At 65.6% G+C, this 19,311-nt stretch carries 9 protein-coding genes and 1 tRNA gene; 5 read left to right on the top strand and 5 right to left on the bottom strand.

The features are described 5' to 3' along the window. The first annotated feature begins 2 nt into the window (after positions 1 to 2). The 5 genes from U1739_RS05035 (at position 3) to U1739_RS05015 (ending at position 13,932) form a co-directional block, all read left to right on the top strand. The gene (locus tag U1739_RS05035; protein ID WP_332704575.1) at positions 3 to 11,762 is read left to right on the top strand and encodes a filamentous hemagglutinin family protein; all 11,760 of its coding nucleotides are present in this window, start codon (positions 3 to 5) and stop codon (positions 11,760 to 11,762) included. Positions 11,763 to 11,824: 62 nt separating this feature from the next. Next, positions 11,825 to 12,547, top strand: coding sequence for a SapC family protein (locus U1739_RS05030; protein ID WP_332704573.1), 723 nt, complete (start codon positions 11,825 to 11,827; stop codon positions 12,545 to 12,547). A gap of 229 nt (positions 12,548 to 12,776) precedes the next feature. Further along, on the top strand, positions 12,777 to 13,259 hold the full coding sequence (locus tag U1739_RS05025; protein ID WP_443025506.1) for an OmpH/Skp family outer membrane protein: 483 nt from the start codon (positions 12,777 to 12,779) through the stop codon (positions 13,257 to 13,259). A gap of 11 nt (positions 13,260 to 13,270) precedes the next feature. After that, complete coding sequence (locus tag U1739_RS05020) at positions 13,271 to 13,465, top strand: hypothetical protein (RefSeq protein ID WP_332704569.1); 195 nt, start codon at positions 13,271 to 13,273, stop codon at positions 13,463 to 13,465. Next, complete coding sequence (locus U1739_RS05015; RefSeq protein WP_332704567.1) at positions 13,465 to 13,932, top strand: hypothetical protein; 468 nt, start codon at positions 13,465 to 13,467, stop codon at positions 13,930 to 13,932. The genes U1739_RS05020 and U1739_RS05015 overlap by 1 nt, the downstream gene beginning before the upstream one ends. Positions 13,933 to 14,298: 366 nt before the next feature. On the opposite strand, the gene U1739_RS05010 is transcribed toward U1739_RS05015, so the two are convergent. The 5 genes from U1739_RS05010 to U1739_RS04990 all read right to left on the bottom strand — a co-directional run bounded on the left by U1739_RS05010 (position 14,299) and on the right by U1739_RS04990 (position 19,151). Beyond that, positions 14,299 to 15,609: a tyrosine-type recombinase/integrase gene (locus U1739_RS05010; protein ID WP_332704565.1), complete on the bottom strand. Its 1,311-nt coding sequence runs from the start codon at positions 15,607 to 15,609 to the stop codon at positions 14,299 to 14,301. A gap of 163 nt (positions 15,610 to 15,772) precedes the next feature. After that, a tRNA-Glu gene (locus tag U1739_RS05005) sits at positions 15,773 to 15,847 on the bottom strand. Between the two features lie 53 nt (positions 15,848 to 15,900). Then, the gene (locus tag U1739_RS05000; protein ID WP_332704894.1) at positions 15,901 to 17,271 is read right to left on the bottom strand and encodes a class II 3-deoxy-7-phosphoheptulonate synthase; all 1,371 of its coding nucleotides are present in this window, start codon (positions 17,269 to 17,271) and stop codon (positions 15,901 to 15,903) included. A 333-nt stretch (positions 17,272 to 17,604) separates the two neighbouring features. Continuing rightward, positions 17,605 to 17,817 (bottom strand): hypothetical protein, encoded by a 213-nt coding sequence (locus tag U1739_RS04995; RefSeq protein WP_332704563.1) that lies wholly within the window; start codon positions 17,815 to 17,817, stop codon positions 17,605 to 17,607. 398 nt (positions 17,818 to 18,215) lie between these two features. After that, complete coding sequence (locus U1739_RS04990) at positions 18,216 to 19,151, bottom strand: D-2-hydroxyacid dehydrogenase (protein WP_332704561.1); 936 nt, start codon at positions 19,149 to 19,151, stop codon at positions 18,216 to 18,218. Positions 19,152 to 19,311 lie beyond the last annotated feature (160 nt).

The following is a 19,311-nucleotide window of genomic DNA, read 5'->3' as shown; positions in this document are numbered from 1 at the left end:
TAATGATCCGTTTTCGCCCCGTGTCCGCCCGTCAGAACCTCATGCTCGGCGTTTCCGTCGCCGCGTTGACGCTATCGGCGTCGTTTCCGGCCGACGCGCAGGACTCGTTCCGCCGCGCCCCCCGCGATCCCGCCGCGCAGGCGGCGCAAGCGGCCGCCGCACGGGTGACGCAGAACCAGGCCGCCGCCAGCGCGACGCGGCGCACGATCGAAGCGTTCAGCCGCGCTGCCCAGGCCCGGCAGCAGATGGATGCGGCGCAGATCGCCGCCCGCGCGCAGGCGATGATCGCCCAGGTATCGGTGCCCAACGGCCTTGGCGCCGGCGGCCTACAGGTCGCCAACGGCGTGGCGACCGATCCGAGCCTGTGGATCGGCGCCGCCGCCCCGACCGAGACGAGCGCCGATGGCCGCACGCAAGTGCGGGTCGATCAGACCCAAAGCAAAGCCATCCTCAACTGGGACAGTTTCAATGTCGGCCGCGAAACCGATCTGTCGTTCGACCAGCACGGCAACACCAACTGGGTCGCGCTCAACCGCGTCACCGACGTCAACGCCGACCCCAGCCGCATCCTCGGCTCGATCAAAGCCGCCGGCACCGTCCTGATCATGAACCGCAACGGCGTCATCTTCGGCGGCGCCAGCCAGGTGAACGTCGGATCGCTGATCGCCGGGGCCGCGAAGATCGACACGACGCGCTTCCTGAGCACCGGCATCTATTCGCCGGTAAGCGGTGGGCAACTCGAGCCGATCTTCACCGACGCCAAGGGCGCAGTAAACGTCGAGGCCGGCGCTCGGATCACGACCAATCCCACCACCTCGGTGCTGCAGAGCGGCGGCTATGTGATGCTGCTCGGCCGTACGGTCGAGAATGCCGGCACGATCACCACGCCCAAGGGACAGACCATCCTGGCGGCGGGCGATGCGTTTCGCGTGCGGCCCGGTTTCGCGACCGACGCCAATCAATATTCGACGACGCGCGGCGCGGAGATCGCGCCGATCATTGCCGAGGACAGCGTCAATGGCGCGGTCACCAACAGCGGCACGATCACCGCGACGCAGGGTGATATCACGCTGGCTGGGCGGACGGTGACGCAGGCGGGCGTGGCCCTTGCGACCACCGGCGTGAACCAGCGGGGCACCATCCATCTGCTCAATTCGGCGACCGATACGCTCGGCAGCGTCACGCTGACGGCGGGCAGCCTCACCACCATCCTGCCCGAGCTGGACAGCAAAGATACGGCGCTCAATTCGCAGCGCGACGCGCTGATCGCCAGCGCCGGCCCGTCTGTGCCCAACCCCCAATTCGACAATTACGGCCGGGTGCCGGATCGTGCCGACCAGAGCCGCATCGAGATCGTCACCGGCGGCAGCGCGGCGTTTGCCGCCGGATCGCTGACGATCGCGCAGGGCGGGCAGATCGCCACCAGCGCGACCGGGCAGGTGCGGGTCGCGAGCGGCGCCTATCTCGACGTGTCCGGCGTGCGCGATGTCGCGCTGGGCGTCGCTTCGAACCAGCTCCTGATCAACATCCAGGGCAACGAACTGCGCGACAGCCCGCTCAATCGGGATCAGGCGAATCTCAAGAACCAGAATGTATGGGTCGACGCGCGCGACCTGATCTTCGTGCCGGCCGGGACCGGCGGCTATGCCAGCGACCGCTATTACACCAAGGGCGGCCTGATCGAGGTCGGCGGCTACCTGAGCAACGTCGCGCATTCGATCGGCGAATGGGCATCGGTCGGCGGCACCATGACGCTCAAATCGGCGTCGATCGTCGCCGAACAGGGATCGGTGTTCAACATCTCCGGCGGCAGCCTCGCTTATGCCGGCGGCAGCGTGCTCTCTACGCGTCTGCAGGGGATCGACGGCCGGCTCTACGACATCAACGACGCACCGGCGGGCATGCAGTTCGTCAGCGTCGGCCGCAGCCAGATGGTCACGCACGATCGCTGGGGCACGCAATATGACGAGGTCTATTCGAACCCAACGTTCAATCGCGGCGTGTATACCCGCCATGAGGATAGCTATGTCGTCGGGCGGGAAGGGGGCCGGCTGATCCTGTCCACGCCCAATGCGATCTTCGACGGCACGATCGATGCCGGCGTCGTGCAGGGCGACCGCCAGGTCAGCGCCCGGCCGATCACCGTCACCGATGGGTACAAGCTCGGCCAGACGCAGGTCGCGCAGGCCGGCGGGCTGATCGTGCAGGGGTATGACCCGGTCGACCAGCGCTTCCCGACCAGCCTGGCCGCCGACGTCACCTTCGCCGCCGGCGTCCGGCCGGTCGATGCCACCGGCATCTGGTTCGACGCCGCAGCGCTCAGCTCTTACGGCCTAGGCCGCGTATCGGTGCTGACCAGCGGCGCGACGACGGTCGATGCGGCATTGACGCTGGCGACGGGCGGCAACCTGTCGCTGACTGGCAAGACCGTCACGATCGACGGCGATCTCACCGCGCGCGGCGGTTCGATCGCGATCGGCGGCAGCTTGCTCGCGAGCACCGGCGACGTGACCTTCGGCAAGGTAACGATCGACGCGCGCGGCGTGTGGACCAACGCGCTGCTCGATGCGAACAATCTGTCCGGCCTGCCCTATATCAATGGCGGATCGGTCTCAGTCATCGCCAGCGGCGACGTGGATTTCGCCAAGGGCGCGCTGATCGATGCCTCGGCGGGTGCCGCGGTGTTGGTCGATGGCAGCACGGTCGGCGGCGCTGGCGGCGACATCACGCTGATCGCGGGATCATCGCAGCAGAAGCAGGGCGCAACGGGCAACCTGGTGTTCGACGGCACCGTGCGCTCGAACGGCTATACGCATGGCGGCAAGCTGACGCTCGGCACGAACGCTGCGGTGATCATCGGCGACAAGCCTTATGCTATCGGCGAGGTTCTGGCCGGTGGCACGCCGGCGCCAATTAACCTCACGCTGGCGGAAGCGATCACGATCGCCGCCGGCACGGCGTCGCCGCTCAGCTTCCAGACCGTCGTGACCAGCCTGCCGGCGGGGCAGCCGCTGGCAGCCGATTATCCCAATCCGCCCGCCGGCATCGTCGTGGCCGATGATTGGGTCGTGCCCGTGTTCGCCTATACCAATTATGGCCAGGCACTTGCCGGCGACACGATCCCCAAGGGCTCGATCTGGTACGGCGGACAGTTCCCCTACACGCAGGCGCTGCCGGCAGGCTATGTCCCGCCCGCCAACGTGTTCCCCGACGGTCTGCCGCTGGCCACGCCGCGCATCACCAACAACGCCGCCGGATCGATCTCGAACGTCGACATCGTGCTGCCCGCGGGGACGATCATTCCTGTCGGCACGGTGCTGCCGAGCGACGCGCGGTTCGTGCCGATCGACACGCTGCGTCTGTCGGCCGATCTGTTCTCGCGCGGCTTCTCGTCCTACGCGGTGAATGGCACGAGCGGGCTGGTGGTGCAGGACGGCACCAAGATCGCCGCGGTCCAGCCGCTGCTGCAACTGACTGCCGCGAGCTACCAGGTGTCGACCGGCGCGAACCCGGCCAGTGTCGGCGTGCCGGTCCTGTTGCCGCTGAATGTCGAGGATCCCGTCAACGCGGTCCTGACGCAGCGCCCGGGCGTCGATCTCAGCTTCACCGCAACCGCCGGCAACGACATTACGCGCCCACGCGCCGGATCGGTGCTGATCGGTCGCGGTGCCGAAATCTCGGTCGATCCGGGTCGCTCGGTGACGATCTCCAGCGATGGCCAAGTCGATATCGAGGGCAAGATCGAAGCCCATGGCGGGACGATCTCGGTCCTCAACACCAGCCCGTTCCTCGGCAAAGATCCGGGCGCGCTGTCGGTGTGGATCGGCGGCAGCGCAGTGCTCGACGCGTCGGGTCGCGCCTATACCGCCGTGGATCGCGCGGGCCGGACCTATGGCAACGTGCTCGACGGCGGGTCGATCGTGCTCGGTCGGGATCGCACGGCGATCGACGCGACCAGCGGCGAAGCCTATTCGACCGATGCCTTCGTGGTCGTGCGGTCGGGCGCCGTGCTCGACGTGTCCGGTGCGGCCGCGGTGCTGGACACCCGCGCCGGCACCGGTGGCCTGTCGTTTGCTTCCGCACCGCTGACGATCGCCAGCGATGGCGGATCGATCTACATGTCGTCCTATAGCGGCATCGCCAATGCCGGCACGATGCACGCCAATGCCGGCGGCAAGGGCGCCTCCGGCGGATCGCTCACCCTGATGCTCGAAACGCCGGTTTATCCCACCGTCGTCGGCACGGTGCCCGCGGCGTTCCGCCCCGGCCGCACGATCATCGTCAGCCAATCGACTGCACCGGAAACGCTTGCCGCCAACGGCTTCGCCGGTGGCTATGACGCCGGGTTCAGGCCGACGGAAGCGGGGGTCAGCGCGCAACAGGTCGATGAGGGCGGGTTCGACAGCCTGACCCTGTTCGGCCGCTCGGCGATCACGTTCGACGGCGACGTCGCGCTGCGCACCGGGCGCAGCATCACGCTGCAGAAAGGCGCGATCTACAATCTCGGTGACGGGGCGGTGACGATCGATGCGCCTTATGTCATGATCGGTGGACAGACCGGGATCATCGCCGGGTTCCCGCAATCCTATACGCCAGGCCCGGTTAATATCACGACCAAGGGCAGCAGCTTCACGGTCACCGGCGATCTGGTCGATTTCCAGAACCTCACCGCGATCAACTACGATCTGACCCGCATCGTCAGCCGCGGCGACCTGCGCGTGCTCAAGGGCTCGGCGGCTTATGCCATCTCGCTGCCCGTCTCGGGCTTCGGCGCAACGGGCAATATCGAGCTGCTCGCGCGGCAGATCTATCCCGCCAGCAACGCGATCGGCCAGATCTCGGCCGGCGGCACCGATAGCCTGGTCACCGTCTCGCGCTATGCCGGCGCGACGCCCGACATGCCCTATTCGGTGTTCGGCACGCTCAGCCTGAACGCGAACACCGTCGTGCAGGGCGGCATCATTCGTGCCCCGCTCGGCGCGATCGCGCTCGGCGCGACCTATTTCGACGCCGACGCCTTCCGCGGCTATACCGGTGACCTCGTCCACCTGCTCGCCGGCAGCATCACCTCGGCCAGCGGTCGCGGCTTGATCATGCCGTATGGCGGGACGGTCGACGGCGTCACCTATACGGTCGATGGCGGCGCGCCGATCACGCCCAGCCCGATCAACGGCGCCTTGGGCACCTACGGCACCGACAAGAGCGGCGTGACGATCCATGGCACGCGGATCATCGGCGACGAAGGCTCGCTGCTCGATCTGTCGGGCGGCGGCACGCTGACCGGCGCGGCGTTCGTGCAAGGGCGTGGCGGTTCGGTCGACACGCTGGTCAATCCGCTGCGGCCCGGCGGGCAGGTTTACGCCATCGTCCCCGGCGCCAGCGTCGCGCCGGCGCCCGGCGGATCGTCGGTCGCCTGGACCGGCAACACGCCCGCACCCGGCCAGCAGATCACCATCGCAGACGGTGTGCCCGGCCTGCCGGCCGGCACCTACACGTTGATGCCAGCCAATTACGCGCTGCTGCCCGGCGCGTTCCGCGTCGAATTGGGCGGCGCCGCGCCGCTGTTTGGCGATAACAAAGTCGTCGGCCTGCCGACCGGCACCTATGCGACGAGCGGCCGCCAAGGCGTGGCCAATACCGCGATCCTGGATGCGCAGCCGACGTCATTGCTGATCACCCCCGGCGCGACGGTCAGGACCTATTCGCAATATAACGAGCAGGGTTATGACGCCTTCTATCTCGCCAACGCCAAGACGTTCGCCGCCGCGCGCACCTTCCTGCCGGGCGACGGCCGCACGCTGACGCTCAACATCGGCAGCCTTGCGCCGGGTTCCGAACCGACCGCCGAGTTCGCGCTCGTCTTCGCGGGCAAGACCGATTTTACGGCGGAAAAGGATCGCCTCGGCGGGACGTTGATCCTCAACAAGCCGCAGGAATATTCTCGCGCCCCCACACTGCTGATCACGGCACCGGGCAGCACGGCACTGCGCACGTCCCAGGTCACCGTGGTCGCCGCAACCGACATCGTCGCGCTTGCCGCGCCGACGCTGATTATCGGCGGTGGCTTCACCGTCAATCCGGGATCGAGCCAGATCCTCAACGACACCAACGGTATCACGTTCATAGAGCTCGAATCCGGCGCTACGCTGACGGCCGCGCAAATCTATCTCAAGGCCACGGAAATAACGCTGAACGGCGGCTCGACCTTGTCGACGCTCGGGCAAAGCGTGCTCGCGCTCGATACGCTGGGCGGCTATCTCACCGGCGGGGCGCCGGTGAAGGCGTCGAACATCGTGCTCGCCGGCACGCTGCAGATCGGCGACGGCGCCAAGCTGGTCGCCGACGGGACGTTGCAGTTCAATTCAACCGACGTGAATTTCGCCGGCTCGGCGGTGATCGGCGCCCGCACCGTGTCGCTGGTCGCGTCCTCGCTCAACATCGGCAGCGATGCGGCGTTGGCCGATGCGGGCGCGCACGCCATCCTGCCAGCCGGTTTGTCGTTCAACCAGCAACTGCTCGACACGTTGCTCTCGGGCAATGCCGGCGCGAACATCCCGGCAGTGCAGAACCTGACGTTGACCGCGTCGCAATCGGTCAATTTTTTCGGCACGGTCGATCTCAACACGATCGACGCGACCACCGGCAAATCCAGCCTCGACCAGTTCGTGCTCAACAGCCCGGCGATCTACGGCTATGGCGATGCCGACGACAGCGTCAATCTGACGGTCGGCACGCTATATTGGAACGGTAACCGCACGATCAAATATGATTCGGGCACGGGGGTGCCCTATTCGGTCGCGGCGCCACCGGGGGCGACCATCGCCGGCGGCGCTGGCAGCGGCATCGGCACGTTCAACATCACCGCCGAGAAGATCGTGTTCGGCTATCCCGATCAGGCGCAGGTCGACAATTCGCTGACCTTCGACCGGCTGATCCTCGGTTTCGCCAACGTCAATCTGCAGGCAAGCGACCGGGTCACGGCCAATTATCGTCAGAGCCTGACCTATTACCAGGCTGGCGCCAATCCGGCGCTCGGCTTCGACAGCAAGACCTATGCCGGCACCGACGGCAATCTGACGATCGCCACGCCACTGCTGACCGGCGATTCCGGATCGTCGATGCGGTATCGGATCGGCGGCGCGCTGACGATCGCGCCGTTGGCGGGCGGCGCGCCGAGCACTGCCGATGCCACCGGCCTTGGCGCCACCGTGTCGCTCGACGCGGCGAGCATCGCGGCATCGACTGCGATCGTGCTGCACAGCGGGCGGCTCAGCATGACCGCGGCTGGCGATGTTGCGCTCGGCGCGGGATCGCGGATCGATCTGTCGGGCGTCGCGGTGCCGTTCTTCGACGTCACCAAATATAGCTGGGGCGGGGATCTCGCGCTCGAATCCGGCCATGGCAATATCAGCCAGGCGGCGGGTGGTTCGATCGACGTCTCGGCGCGCAATGCCGATGCCGGCACGATCCAGCTCACCGCCACCGATGCCACGGCCGGCGCGGTGCGCCTGGGCGGCACGATGCTCGGCACCACGACCACCGGGTTCGCCGGGGGTAGCATCGGCATCCGCGCCCAGACGATCGGCGATCCGAGCGCGTTCAGCGCCGATTTCGCCGCGCTGAACACCCGGCTCAACACGGCCGGCTTCGATGCCGAGCGGCGCTTCGCGCTGAAGCAGGGCAACCTTACCGTCGGTAACGAGGTGCAGGCGCATGTCGTCGATATTTCCGTTGATGGCGGCAGCCTGACGGTCGCCGGCACGATCGATGCCAGCGGCACCACCGCCGGCGCGATCCGCCTAGCGGCGCGCGACGATCTGACGCTGGCGACCACCGCCCGGCTGGACGCGCATGCCACCACGATGGCGCTTGACAGCTATGGCAAGCCGATCGAGGCGAAGAACCGCGCCACCGTCGAGCTGACGGCGGCCAGCGGCACGCTGACGCTCAGCTCCGGCGCGGCGATCGACCTGAGCTCGCCCGACGGCGTCGCGCGCGGCCGGATCGAGCTGGCTGCCTCGCGCACCGGTGAAACCAGCGGCGACATCAAGGTCTCGGCGACAGGTGCGCTGGCGATCACCGGCACCAGCAGCGTCGCGCTCAACGGCTTCTGGAGCTACGCGCCAACCGACGCGGACGGCTCGATCGTCCAGGACAATAAGGGTAATACGCCGGTCGGGGCCGATGGTTCGGTCGGGCTGGCGCAGATCGATGCGCGCAACCAGGCCTTCATGGCCGCCACCGGCGGCGTGTTGCAGGGCAAGACGACTGGCCTCGCCGCACTCGGCGACGCCTATCACCTGCGCCCCGGCGTCGCGCTCGTCAGTGCGACGGCGGATGGCGACCTGACCGTGAAAGGCGATCTCGACCTGTCGGGCTATCGCTATGGCCTGGCGGCGGACCGCGACGTGCTGTCGCCGCGCTACGGCGCCGGCGAACCGCTGTCGCTGCTGATCCGCGCGGGCGGGGACCTGACCGTGAACGGCAGCATCACCGACGGCTTCGCGCCGCCGCCGACCACCCCATTCGACAATTTCTTCGGCGCGGCAGTACCGGTCATCACAGCCGGCATCGTCCCGGATGCGCCGTATAAGTATACCAGTTTCGTAACGCTCGCGAACGACTACACCGTGCCCGACATCCCCTTCTACCAGAATTACGAAGGCGTGATCTACGATAGCAATTACAACTATTTTCTTGCCGGTACGGTGATCCCCGCGGGCACGCAGATCCTGTATTACGAGTCGACTTTCGCGCCCGGCGAGGCTCTGCCCGATACGCTCGGCGTCGCTTATGGCTCGGGCAAGGTGTGGGCGGCGTCGGCGATGCAGGCGGCGGGCACGCTGTCGGCCTCGATCCGGCTGGTCGGTGGTGCGGACATTGCGGCGGCCAGCGGCCGCTCGCTGCGCGCGATCAGCACGCTGGGCGGCAAGGGCAACGTGACGCTCGACGATCTTCACGTCGATGGCGCCGAATCGACCAGGCAGATCTTCAGCGTCGTGCGCACCGGCACCGGCGATCTCGACATCCTGGCGGGCGGCGACTTCGCCGCGAAGACGCTGTTCGGCATCTACACCGCGGGCACGCAGAGTGCGGCGCCGGCGGGCGACTTCCAGTTCGCGGGCTATTATCCCGAACATGGCGGCGACCTGATGATGCAGTCGCAGGGCAATATGACGGCCACACACGACCGCGACAAAAGCGCGGTAGCGGATTGGCTCAAGCGTCAGACGGTGGGCGACACTGGCGGCACGTCCTGGTCGATCAACTTCGGGCAAGTGACGAGCTTAACCAACGATATCGGCCAAATCTATGACTCGGTCCTCGGGTTCGCCGGCTTCGGCACGCTCGGCGGCGGCAATGCCACGCTGATCGCCGGCGGCGATGCCGGCATCCTCACCGATGGGGCGAAGACCGCGCTGACGCTGGCCGTCGCGTCGACCGGCCGCGTGACCGGCGTCGCCACGGCGGGCGGCGAAGTGACCGGCGGAACGATCGTCGAAACCGGTGGCGGCGATCTGGTGCTCAAGGTCGCGGGCCGCATCAACGGCGCGACCGGCCTGACGCCCGGCAGTTACACCACCGCCGACTCTAATGGCACGATCACCAATCTGCGCGGCGACAGCGATGTTTCCGGGGCGTCGCTGGGCGGCCTCGTGCTGCGCTACGGCGTGGCGGAACTGCGCGATCCGCGCACTGCCGATCCTTATGCCGCGACGACCTTGGGCGATGCGTTCGGCGCACCGGTGTTCGTCGCCGGTGACGGCGCGATCACCGTGCGGACATTGGGCGATCTGGCGTATAACTCCACCGCCGACGCCACCTTCGCGCCCGACCGAACCGGCGCCCTGGGCTTCAGCCTGTGGCAGCCGACCACGTCGATCACGTTGTTCTCGGCGGGCGGCAATCTCAATCCGTTCGTCAGCTACAACAGCGCAAACATCAGCACGAGCAACCCGGACATTCCGCAATACACCGTCCCCACGTTCCGCGCGATCGCCGCGGGTGGCAGCCTGTATTTCAGCCGGCAAGCGACGCTTGCGGTCGAACTGGTTCCGGCGCCGATGGGGCAGCTCGAGCTGCTGGCGCGCGATTCGATCTATGCCGGCGCCTCCGCGCCGTTAATTGGCGGCGGCAACAATGTGGGCGAGGGGCTGCGCATCGACATGTCCGGCGCACGCGCCGGCTATAACTGGCTGCCCAACCCGTTCAAGCCGATCACCGGCACCAACGCGCTCGATCAATATGGCGGCTATTTCGCCTTCCAGCGCGATGTGCCGACCACCGATCTGCACCTCGCCGATCGTGATCCGATGCGCGTCTATGCCGTCACCGGCGACATCATCAACCTCGCCTTGGGCGAGACGGCGAGGGGGTTCGATTACACCACCTACACGTCCTATACGATCAACCGGACGGCAAAATCGACACATGTGCGGGCCGGACGCGACATCGTCGGCTTCGGCACGATACCCGATCAATTTGATGCCAATACGCCGGTACCGTCGCTGATCACCAATCTGCATGAAGACGACGTTTCGGTGATATCGGCCGGTCGCGACATCTTCTCGCTGAACGTCAATATGGCAGGCACCGGCGATCTCGAAGTCAGCGCCGGGCGCAATCTCTATCTCGGTCTCGATGGTGCGGTGGAGAGCCTCGGGCGGCTGTACAACGTCAATCCGCTCGACAATGGCGACGGCACCAACATCGCGTTGATCGCCGGCGTCGGCGCCGCCGGCCTGAGCTATGCCGATTTCGCGAAGTTGTATTTCGATCCGGCCAATCAAGGCGATCGGATCGGCGACGGCAAGGTGCCGCAGACCTATCAGAAGGAGCTGGTCGAGTGGCTCGGCGGCCGGTTCGGTTTCCGCGGCACCGCGGCGGAGGCGTTGCCTTATTTCCTGGCGCTCGCGCCCGAGCAGCAGGGGGTGTTCGCCCGCTCGGTCTATTATGGCGAGCTGAAGGCCGCCGGGCGCGAATATAACGCGCCGTCCAGCCCGCGCTTCAACAGCTATCTGCGCGGCCGCACCGCGATCGAGGCGCTGTTCCCGGACGATTATGACGGCAACATCACGATGGGCCTGAAATCGACTGCCGGCGTCGTCACCGATTTCGGCGGCAAGATCGATCTGCTCGCGCCGGGCGGCGACGTTGTCATCGGCGTGCAGGGGCTCAACGCGACCGGGCTGATCACCAAGGGGCCGGGCGATATCGACATCTACAGCCAAGGCAGCATCCTGCTGGGCCTGTCGCGGATCATGACGACGTTCGGCGGCAACATCTTCGCCTGGTCGGCGGAAGGCGACATCAACGCCGGTCGCGGTGCCAAGACGTCGATCGTCTTCACCCCGCCGCGCCGGGTCTACGATCTGTACGGGCTCGCCTCGCTCTCGCCGACCGTGCCGTCGACCGGCGCCGGCATCGCGACGCTCAACCCGATCCCGGAAGTGCCGCCAGGCGACGTCGATCTGATCGCGCCGCTCGGCACGATCGATGCGGGCGAAGCGGGCATCCGCGTGTCGGGCAACGTCAACCTGGCCGCGCTGTACATCGTCAATGCAGCGAACATCCAGGTTCAGGGCGATGCGACCGGCATTCCGGTCACGGCGGCGGTGAACACCGGCGCTCTGTCGGCGGCATCGGCGGCGAATGGTGCCGTGGCCAATGAAGCTGCCCGCCTGGCCGAACGCGCCCGTCCGCAGCCGCTCCGCGACATGCCGGCGATCGTTACGGTCAGCTTTATCGGCTTTGGTGAATGAACGGGCAGTGGGGGTGGTCTGATGGCGCCCACTGACCCGGCTCGGTTTGAACAGGATATGTCATGAGTAACGTACCCGCCGGCCTCCCGTTATTTTACAGGAAGCCCGAACCACTTTCCGCCGAAGCGCATGCCGACTGGCGATTGCTAGACGGTGACGAGGCATTCGCTGGCGGAACCGCGTTCGTACCGATCCTGACAAGCGAGATCGTGGCAGCGGCGCGCGACTATCCGATCGTTTTCACGGCCGACACGACCACTCCGATCGCTGTGCTCGGCCTGGAACAGGCAAATCTGTTTGTCCAGGACGGGCAGTGGGATGATACCGTCTATGTCCCCGCCTATGTGCGGCGCTATCCATTCGCGTTCATGGCGACGCGCGAGCCGGATGGCTTTCGCCTCGCCATCGACGCAGCATCGCCGCGCGCTGTGCAAGGCGGGGAGGCGGGAACTGCGTTGTTCGATGATGGCAAGCCGAGCGCGCTGACCCAGCAGGCGCTGGAATTCTGCGCTGCCTTCGAGCGGGATGCGGCGGTCACCGACGCCTTCATCGCCGCACTTGGGGAGCAGGACATCTTGATCGATCGCCGCGCCGACGCGACCATGCCGGACGGCCGCGCGTTCGGCGTACAGGGCTTCCGCATCGTCGATCGCGAGAAGTTCGCAGCGTTGCCCGACAGCGTTGTTCTGGCGTGGCACAAAGCCGGCTATCTCACCCTAATCCACCTGCACCTTGCCTCGCTGGACCGCTTCGCGACGCTGCTGGCGCGGCAAGGTAAACGCTAGCCTGTCGCGGCTATGTCACAATTAACTGGTTCGGACGTCGAAAGCGCTGAGCCCATCAAACCCGCCAAGTCGAAGAAAGCCCGATCCCATGTCCCTGCGTATTCTGATATCCGCCACCGCCCTTGTCGGCATTGCTTCAACCGCGTCGGCGCAAGCGGTAGGCGGCGCTCCTGCCGGCCGGCCACAGACCCCGGCGGCACAGGCGCTGGGCGGTCCCGTCATCCCAGGTGTGTGCTTGCTGTCGCGCGAAGCGATTTTCGGAAACGCCGCGGTCGGCAAGGCCGCATCGGCACGACTGCAGGAGCTGACCCGCACCGCGCAGGCCGAGATCGAGGCCCAGCGCAAGCCGATCGAAACCGAAGCCCGCGCCCTTGAAGGTCAGACCGACAACGCGGCCAACCGTCCGCGCCGCCAGGCGCTGGCGACCCGCTTCCAGACGCTGCAGGGCCAGGCCGCGCAGGTCGGCCGCGAGATCGAGGCAACCCGCGCCAAGGCGCTCGAGCGCATCTCGACCGAAGCCCAGCCGGTCATTGCTCAGGTGTACGGCCAGAAGAAATGCGGCCTGCTGTTTGATCGCAGTAGCGCGCTGGGCGGCAACTTCGCCAACGACCTGACTGCCGATGTGGTGCGCGGCCTCGATGCGCGCATCCAGACCATCACCTTCGAGCGCGAGCGGCTGCCGCAACAGCAGCCTGTGCCCGCGGTTCGGTAAAGGCCCGTACCGTGATCGTCGCGCCCGGCCTTGCGGTGGCGTGCTTTATCCTCGGCGTGGTGTTGATGGAGCTCTGCGCACCTTATTTCGTTGGGCTGATCCCCTACGACATGGCACGCCAGCGTGATGGCTACGGCGCGACGTCTCTCTTCACATTGCGTGTCGCCCCAAGGCGAGACGAAGACTTCGCTCAAGGACGCCTGTGATGAATGCTTCTCGCTTCCGCCGCCTGACCGGCGTTCTGGGTGGCCTCGCCAGCGGCCTTGTCGGCCTGGGCGGGGCCGCGGCGGCGCAGCCGCAATCGGTGGCGCCGTCAGAGGCCCCGATCGCATGGGTGCGTTATGCCGAGACGGCCACCCGGAGCGTCACGACCTGGCTCGAAGAGGATAGCGAGCCCGCGACCGCGTTTCGGGCTTACCTGCACCAGACCCGTCCGGCCGAGGATCAGCCATCGCCGCCGCTTGTCCTGAAGGTGTGGATCAAACGGGATGGCCGCGTCGATCGAATCGGTTTTACACCGTTCGCCGATCAATCCGCCAATGCTAGCCTGCTCACGTCCATCGTTGGTCGCACTCTGCCATCCGCGCCGCCGCGTGGAATGCTGTTACCGTTGCGCCTGGCGATCCAGCTCGAGCCGGCGCAACCAGCGCCCGCGGCAACTCCACGCCTTTAGCCGCGATCTCAGAACAACTCGTGGAATTTCTACAAATATGCCATGAGTTAGTCTGCCCTTGATGCTCGTGCAAGGTCAGCAAGACCCTTCCAGTCCCAAGTGGACAAGATGCAAGGTTCCGATGAAAGTACGACGTATCAGGTCAATCTCCTAATTCCCATGAAATATTTGACTGTCGTTGGCGGCTACCTGGCTCCGTCAATCTCAAATTAGATGCGCAGAATTCTGAGGAATAGCAGCTTACAGGCATTTGTTAGGCTGCGCGATCGTAAAGGGTCTAAATCTAGACGCACGCCATCATGATCAGACGTCTACTTCCGGGAAGCAAGCGCCCGGCGCTTACATTTGCATTTGGGTCTTCGCGTCCTACCAAAGTACTGAATAACGGTCCGCGTCCCGCGTTTCGTTACGAAAGCGGCCAGTCCGAAATTGGCCAGCTGCGACGCCGCTATCAGCCTTTTGCCTTTCCGAACTTGCCGTCGAGGACCTGGTTTCGTCGCGGAGAAAATTTAGATGATCTGACCAATGCTGCATCATGCGCACGCGCTCTTCCCAGTATTCTCCGCGAGTATAGGCACGGCGCACAGGATTGTTGTCGCAATGGGCAAGTTGGCGCTCGATCGCGTCGGCATGCCATAGCCCCATCTCATTCAGCAGCGTGGCTGCCATAGCGCGGAAGCCATGGCCGGTCATTTGGTCTCGAGCATAGCCCATTCTACGAAGCGCTGCGTTGATGGTGTTCTCCGACATCGGTCGTTCGACCGATCGGAGTGACGGGAAAAGATACGGGCTGTGCTCGGCGTCGTGCTTGATCGATTCGATGACGTGAAGCGCCTGGCGGGAGAGTGGGACCGAGTGTGCGCGCCGCATCTTGGTCTTATGTGGCGGGATCGTCCAAACGGCTTTGCCAAAATCGACATCTGCCCACTCGGCGGAGCGAAGCTCTCCAGGCCGAACAAACACGTGAGGCAGGAGGCGAAGCGCTACGCCGGTCGTCGGATGATCTTCCAGCGCTTCAATCGCGCGGAGCAGCGCGCCTGCTTCCGCGGGCGTGGTGATCGCGGCGCGATGAACGTGTTTAGGGACGATTAGCGCGCCCCGAAGGTCAGCCGCGACATCGCGTTCGGCCCGCGCAGTAGCGATGGCATAGCGGAAAATCTGCGAGCAGGTGCTGCGGAGGCGCTTTGCCGTTTCGTACCGACCTTTGGCTTCCATCTTGCGCAGCATGATGAGTAACTCCTGCGCCGAGATCGAAGCGACAGGGCGCTGCCCAATCGCTGCGTTGATGAAGCCCAGCAGCCAGCGCAGCTTCTTCATCGTGGCCGCCGAGCGGCCCTCTTTCTCGACTTTGAGCAGCCATTCGTCTGCCACGGCTTTGAAGCTGTTGGACGCCGCTACCGTGGCAGCGATCCGATCGAGTTTGATCCGTTCAGACGGATCATCGCCCCGAGCCAGTACCTTGCGCGCGGCGTCACGCGCTGCGCGAGCCTCGGCTGGCCCGGTATCCGGCCACACGCCGAAGGCCAACGTCTTCTGCTTTCCGAGATGCCGATAATTCATTCGCCAGCAGCGAGCGCCGGACGGTGCCACGAGCAGGTAGAGCCCGTCGCTATCGCTAAGCTTGTACGCCTTCTCGCGACTCTTGGCCGCTTTGATCGCCAAAACCGACAACGCCATGATGGTATCTCCATCCAAGCGACCGGCGCAGTGCCATCAGAAATACCATCAGATTGCTGGTATGGAGTGGTACTTCGCCGATCCGATTGAGACGGCTATACCATAAAAAACCGCAGAAAACAGCCGTTTGCGGGACAATTTGGGATGCTCTGGGAAAGCAATTTGGTGACCCCTACGAGAATCGAACTCGTGCTTACGCCGTGAGAGGGCGTCGTCCTAACCGCTAGACGAAGGGGCCGCGCGGAAATCGGGCTCTAGGATGGTGCGGCGCGGGCGTCAACCCGCGCGCCTTCATGCCGCTTCGGATCGGCGCTCCTTCATTTCCACGTTGAGCATTTCCGCCAGCAGGAAGGCCAGTTCGAGCGACTGGCCGGCATTCAGCCGCGGGTCGCAATGCGTGTGATAGCGATCGGCCAGGCTCTGTTCGGTCACATCGACCGCGCCGCCGGTGCATTCGGTCACGTTCTGCCCGGTCATCTCGGCATGGATGCCGCCGGCGATGCTGCCCTCGGCGCGGTGCACGGCGAAGAAGCCGCGTACTTCGGCCAGAATGCGATCGAACGGCCGAGTCTTGTAGCCGGTGGCCGCCTTCACGGTGTTGCCGTGCATCGGATCGCAACTCCACACCACCGGATGGCCTTCGCGTAGCACCGCGCGGACCAATTTGGGCAGGCCGGCCTCGATCTTGTCATGGCCGTAGCGCGTGATCAGCGTCATGCGGCCGGGAATGCGGCCGGGATTGAGCGTGTCGAGCAGCCGCAGCAAGGCGTCGGGCTCGAGCGTCGGGCCGCATTTCATGCCGATCGGATTGCCGATGCCGCGGAGATATTCGACATGCGCGCTGCCCTCGAAGCGGGTGCGGTCGCCGATCCACAGCATGTGCGCGCTAGTGTCGTACCAGTCGCCGGTGAGCGAATCCTGCCGGGTCAGCGCCTGTTCGTAGCGCAGCAGCAAAGCCTCGTGGCTGGTGTAGAATTGCGTTTGGGCAAGCTGCGGGACGGTTTCGGGATTGATCCCGCACGCTTCCATGAAGTCGAGCGCTTCGCCGATGCGGTTGGCGGTCTCGGTATATTTGGCCGCCCAGGGGCTCGAGCCGAGGAAGTCGTGCGTCCAGCGATGCACCTGATGGAGGTTGGCATAGCCGCCGCTGGCGAAGGCGCGCAGCAGGTTGAGCGTGGCGGCGGACTGGCTGTAGGCGCGGATCATGCGCTGCGGATCGGGCACGCGCGAGCCGGCGGTGAAATCGATATCGTTGACGATGTCACCGCGATAGCTCGGCAGCTCGACGCCATCGATCATCTCCATGTCGGTGGAGCGCGGCTTGGCGAACTGGCCGGCCATGCGGCCGAGTTTCACCACGGGGAGCTTGGAAGCGAAGGTCAGGACGACGGCCATCTGCAGCAGCACGCGGAACGTGTCGCGGATATTGTTGGCGCTGTGTTCGGCGAAGCTCTCGGCGCAATCGCCGCCCTGCAGCAGGAAGGCCTCGCCGCGCGAGACCTTGGCCAGATCGGCGGTGAGATTGCGTGCCTCGCCGGCGAAGACGAGCGGGGGGAATTTGCCCAGCGTGTCGGTCGCGGCGTCCAAGGCGGCGGCGTCGGGATAGGTGGGGAGCTGACGCGCTTCGGCCTTCGTCCAGCTGTCGGGGGCCCAGGTCGTCATGTCATTCTCCGTACGAATCGTGATGTACCAATCGGCATGCGTGGCGATGCCATTGGCGGCGATCTGGTTGACCACTGGCTGGCTGGCGCGCTTGCCGTCTTCTTCCCAGCCCTGCACCGTGCTGCCCGGCGCGTCGTACCACGCACCGAAAGCGGCACGGCTAAGCGTGCGGGATTCGCGAAAACGCTTGATCTTGGTGCCGGCAAGGGTGGTCATGACGTGCCTTTACCCGGATGGGGTAAGTGTAGCAAGGGACATTTCCCCGTTAGGGTAATCGCCCGCTTGGCTTCGCACATTTCGCGGTGATCGTGTAATAATGTTGCTGTCGAAGCGTCACGACAACGGTTGCTCGCCCAGCAAGCGAGCGAGATAGTCCTGGGCGCTGTCGTATTGCGGAGACGCTGTCGTGTCGGCGCTCGCTTGCAGACCCGTGCGGCGGAACCAGCGGCCGTTCGCCCCGTCCAGTGCACGCAGCGCGGCGATGACGAGGCTATGATCGAATTTTTCGCGCGTGCCGACCTGACGCCCATGGCGAAAGATCGGCACGATCGTTGGTGCGAGCGCGCGCGACAGGCCGATGTCGATCGCGCGGGTCTGCCCTTCGTCGAGCGCACGATCCCACGCGTCGGCAAAGCTCTCCGCGCCGGCCGCTGGCGCAGATGATAGGCCGAGCGTGGCGATTTGCCGACACTGCGCGCCGCCACCGCGATGACGCCGGTGCGCGCCAAAGCGGCGATGAACGCGACTTGCGCATCGGTGGTCCAGCCATTGGCATGCGCGCGCGTCAGCCGAACGGGAGTGAACAGGTAGGTGGGCGGGGGTTGCGACTCTGTCATGGCATCAGTGAACCATATCAGTGCGGTTGTAGGAAAGGGGTAATTTTAACCGATATGGACAATTTACCTTTATTGTCGTTGTCGGAGCGGCGACGCGACCGGCGGCGATCAATATCCCGCGTCGAGATCGACCACGTTGCGCATCGGCCTGCCCGCCATATAGGCGTCGAGATTGTCGAGAAACAGGGCGGCGGCGCGCTGGAACATCTTCGTCTGGCTGCGGCCGGAGAGGTGCATCGAATGCAGCACGTTGGGCGCGGTCCATAGGGGATGGTCGGCGGACAGTGGTTCGGGATGAACCGTATCGAGGAAAGCGCCGGCCAGCGCCTTGGTCTGCAGGGCGGCGAGCAGCGCTTCCTGATCGATCATGTCGCCGCGGGCGATATTAATCAGCCATGCGCTGGGCTTCATCGCCGCCAGTTCGGTCGCGCCGATCAGCGCCTTGGTCGTGTCGGTCGAGGGGGCGGCAAGGATGATCCAGTCGAAATCGCCGAGCTGCGCCTGCCATTGATCGGGCGTCAGCGTGCCGTCTCGCCCCGAGCGCGTGACGCCGGTGATGGACACGCCGAACGCGGCGAGGCGATCGGCAATGAGCTGCCCGATCGTGCCCAGGCCGACGATGAGCGCGCTCGTCTCGTAGAGTTCGACCTTGCCCGGGGCGTCGCTGGGCCATTCGTGGCGATCGGCGAGGCGGACCACCTCGTCATAGCGCTTGGCGGCGGCTAGAATGCCGAGGACGGTATATTCGGCGACCGCAATGGCGTTGATGCCGGTGCCGTTGGTGAGGATCGTGCCGCGCTGCTTGAGATCGGCGAGCGGGAAGGAATCGATCCCGGCGTAGATCGTGCTCAGCCATTTAAGCTTCGCGCCTTTGGCGATAGTGTCGGCGGTCCATTCGGGGCGCATCTGATCGACCCAGGCGATGTCGGCGTCGGCGACCATCGCGTTGGCCTCGTCGTGGTCGGCGAACCAGTCGAGGTCGAGGCCGGCGGGGAGGCGCGGTTCGAGGAGCGGGCGGGCGAGCGCTGGGAGGAGGAGCTTCATGGGCGTATCGTAGCAAATGCTCGCCGGGACGGGGAGGGGGGAAGCAAGCTCCCAACCCCGTCACCCCGGGCTTGACCCGGGGCCCAGCTTCTTAACCGACTGCGGAGAAGAAGCTGGGCCCCGGGTCAAGCCCGGGGTGACGATGATAGTATTCGCCCAC

The organism is Parasphingomonas puruogangriensis (assembly GCF_036663635.1).
Lineage (GTDB): Bacteria > Pseudomonadota > Alphaproteobacteria > Sphingomonadales > Sphingomonadaceae > Sphingomonas.
Note: the sequence above shows the minus strand (reverse complement) of the source record. Positions and strands in the feature narration are given on the sequence as shown.

What these genes read in the sequence shown, in the direction of transcription:
- U1739_RS05035 (WP_332704575.1), top strand. Translation starts at nt 3, where the DNA reads ATGATCCGTTTTCGCCCCGTGTCCGCCCGTCAGAACCTCATGCTCGGC.
- U1739_RS05015 (WP_332704567.1), top strand. Translation starts at nt 13,465, where the DNA reads ATGAATGCTTCTCGCTTCCGCCGCCTGACCGGCGTTCTGGGTGGCCTC.
- U1739_RS05030 (WP_332704573.1), top strand. Translation starts at nt 11,825, where the DNA reads ATGAGTAACGTACCCGCCGGCCTCCCGTTATTTTACAGGAAGCCCGAA.
- U1739_RS04990 (WP_332704561.1), bottom strand. Translation starts at nt 19,151, where the DNA reads ATGAAGCTCCTCCTCCCAGCGCTCGCCCGCCCGCTCCTCGAACCGCGC.
- U1739_RS05010 (WP_332704565.1), bottom strand. Translation starts at nt 15,609, where the DNA reads ATGGCGTTGTCGGTTTTGGCGATCAAAGCGGCCAAGAGTCGCGAGAAG.
- U1739_RS05000 (WP_332704894.1), bottom strand. Translation starts at nt 17,271, where the DNA reads ATGACGACCTGGGCCCCCGACAGCTGGACGAAGGCCGAAGCGCGTCAG.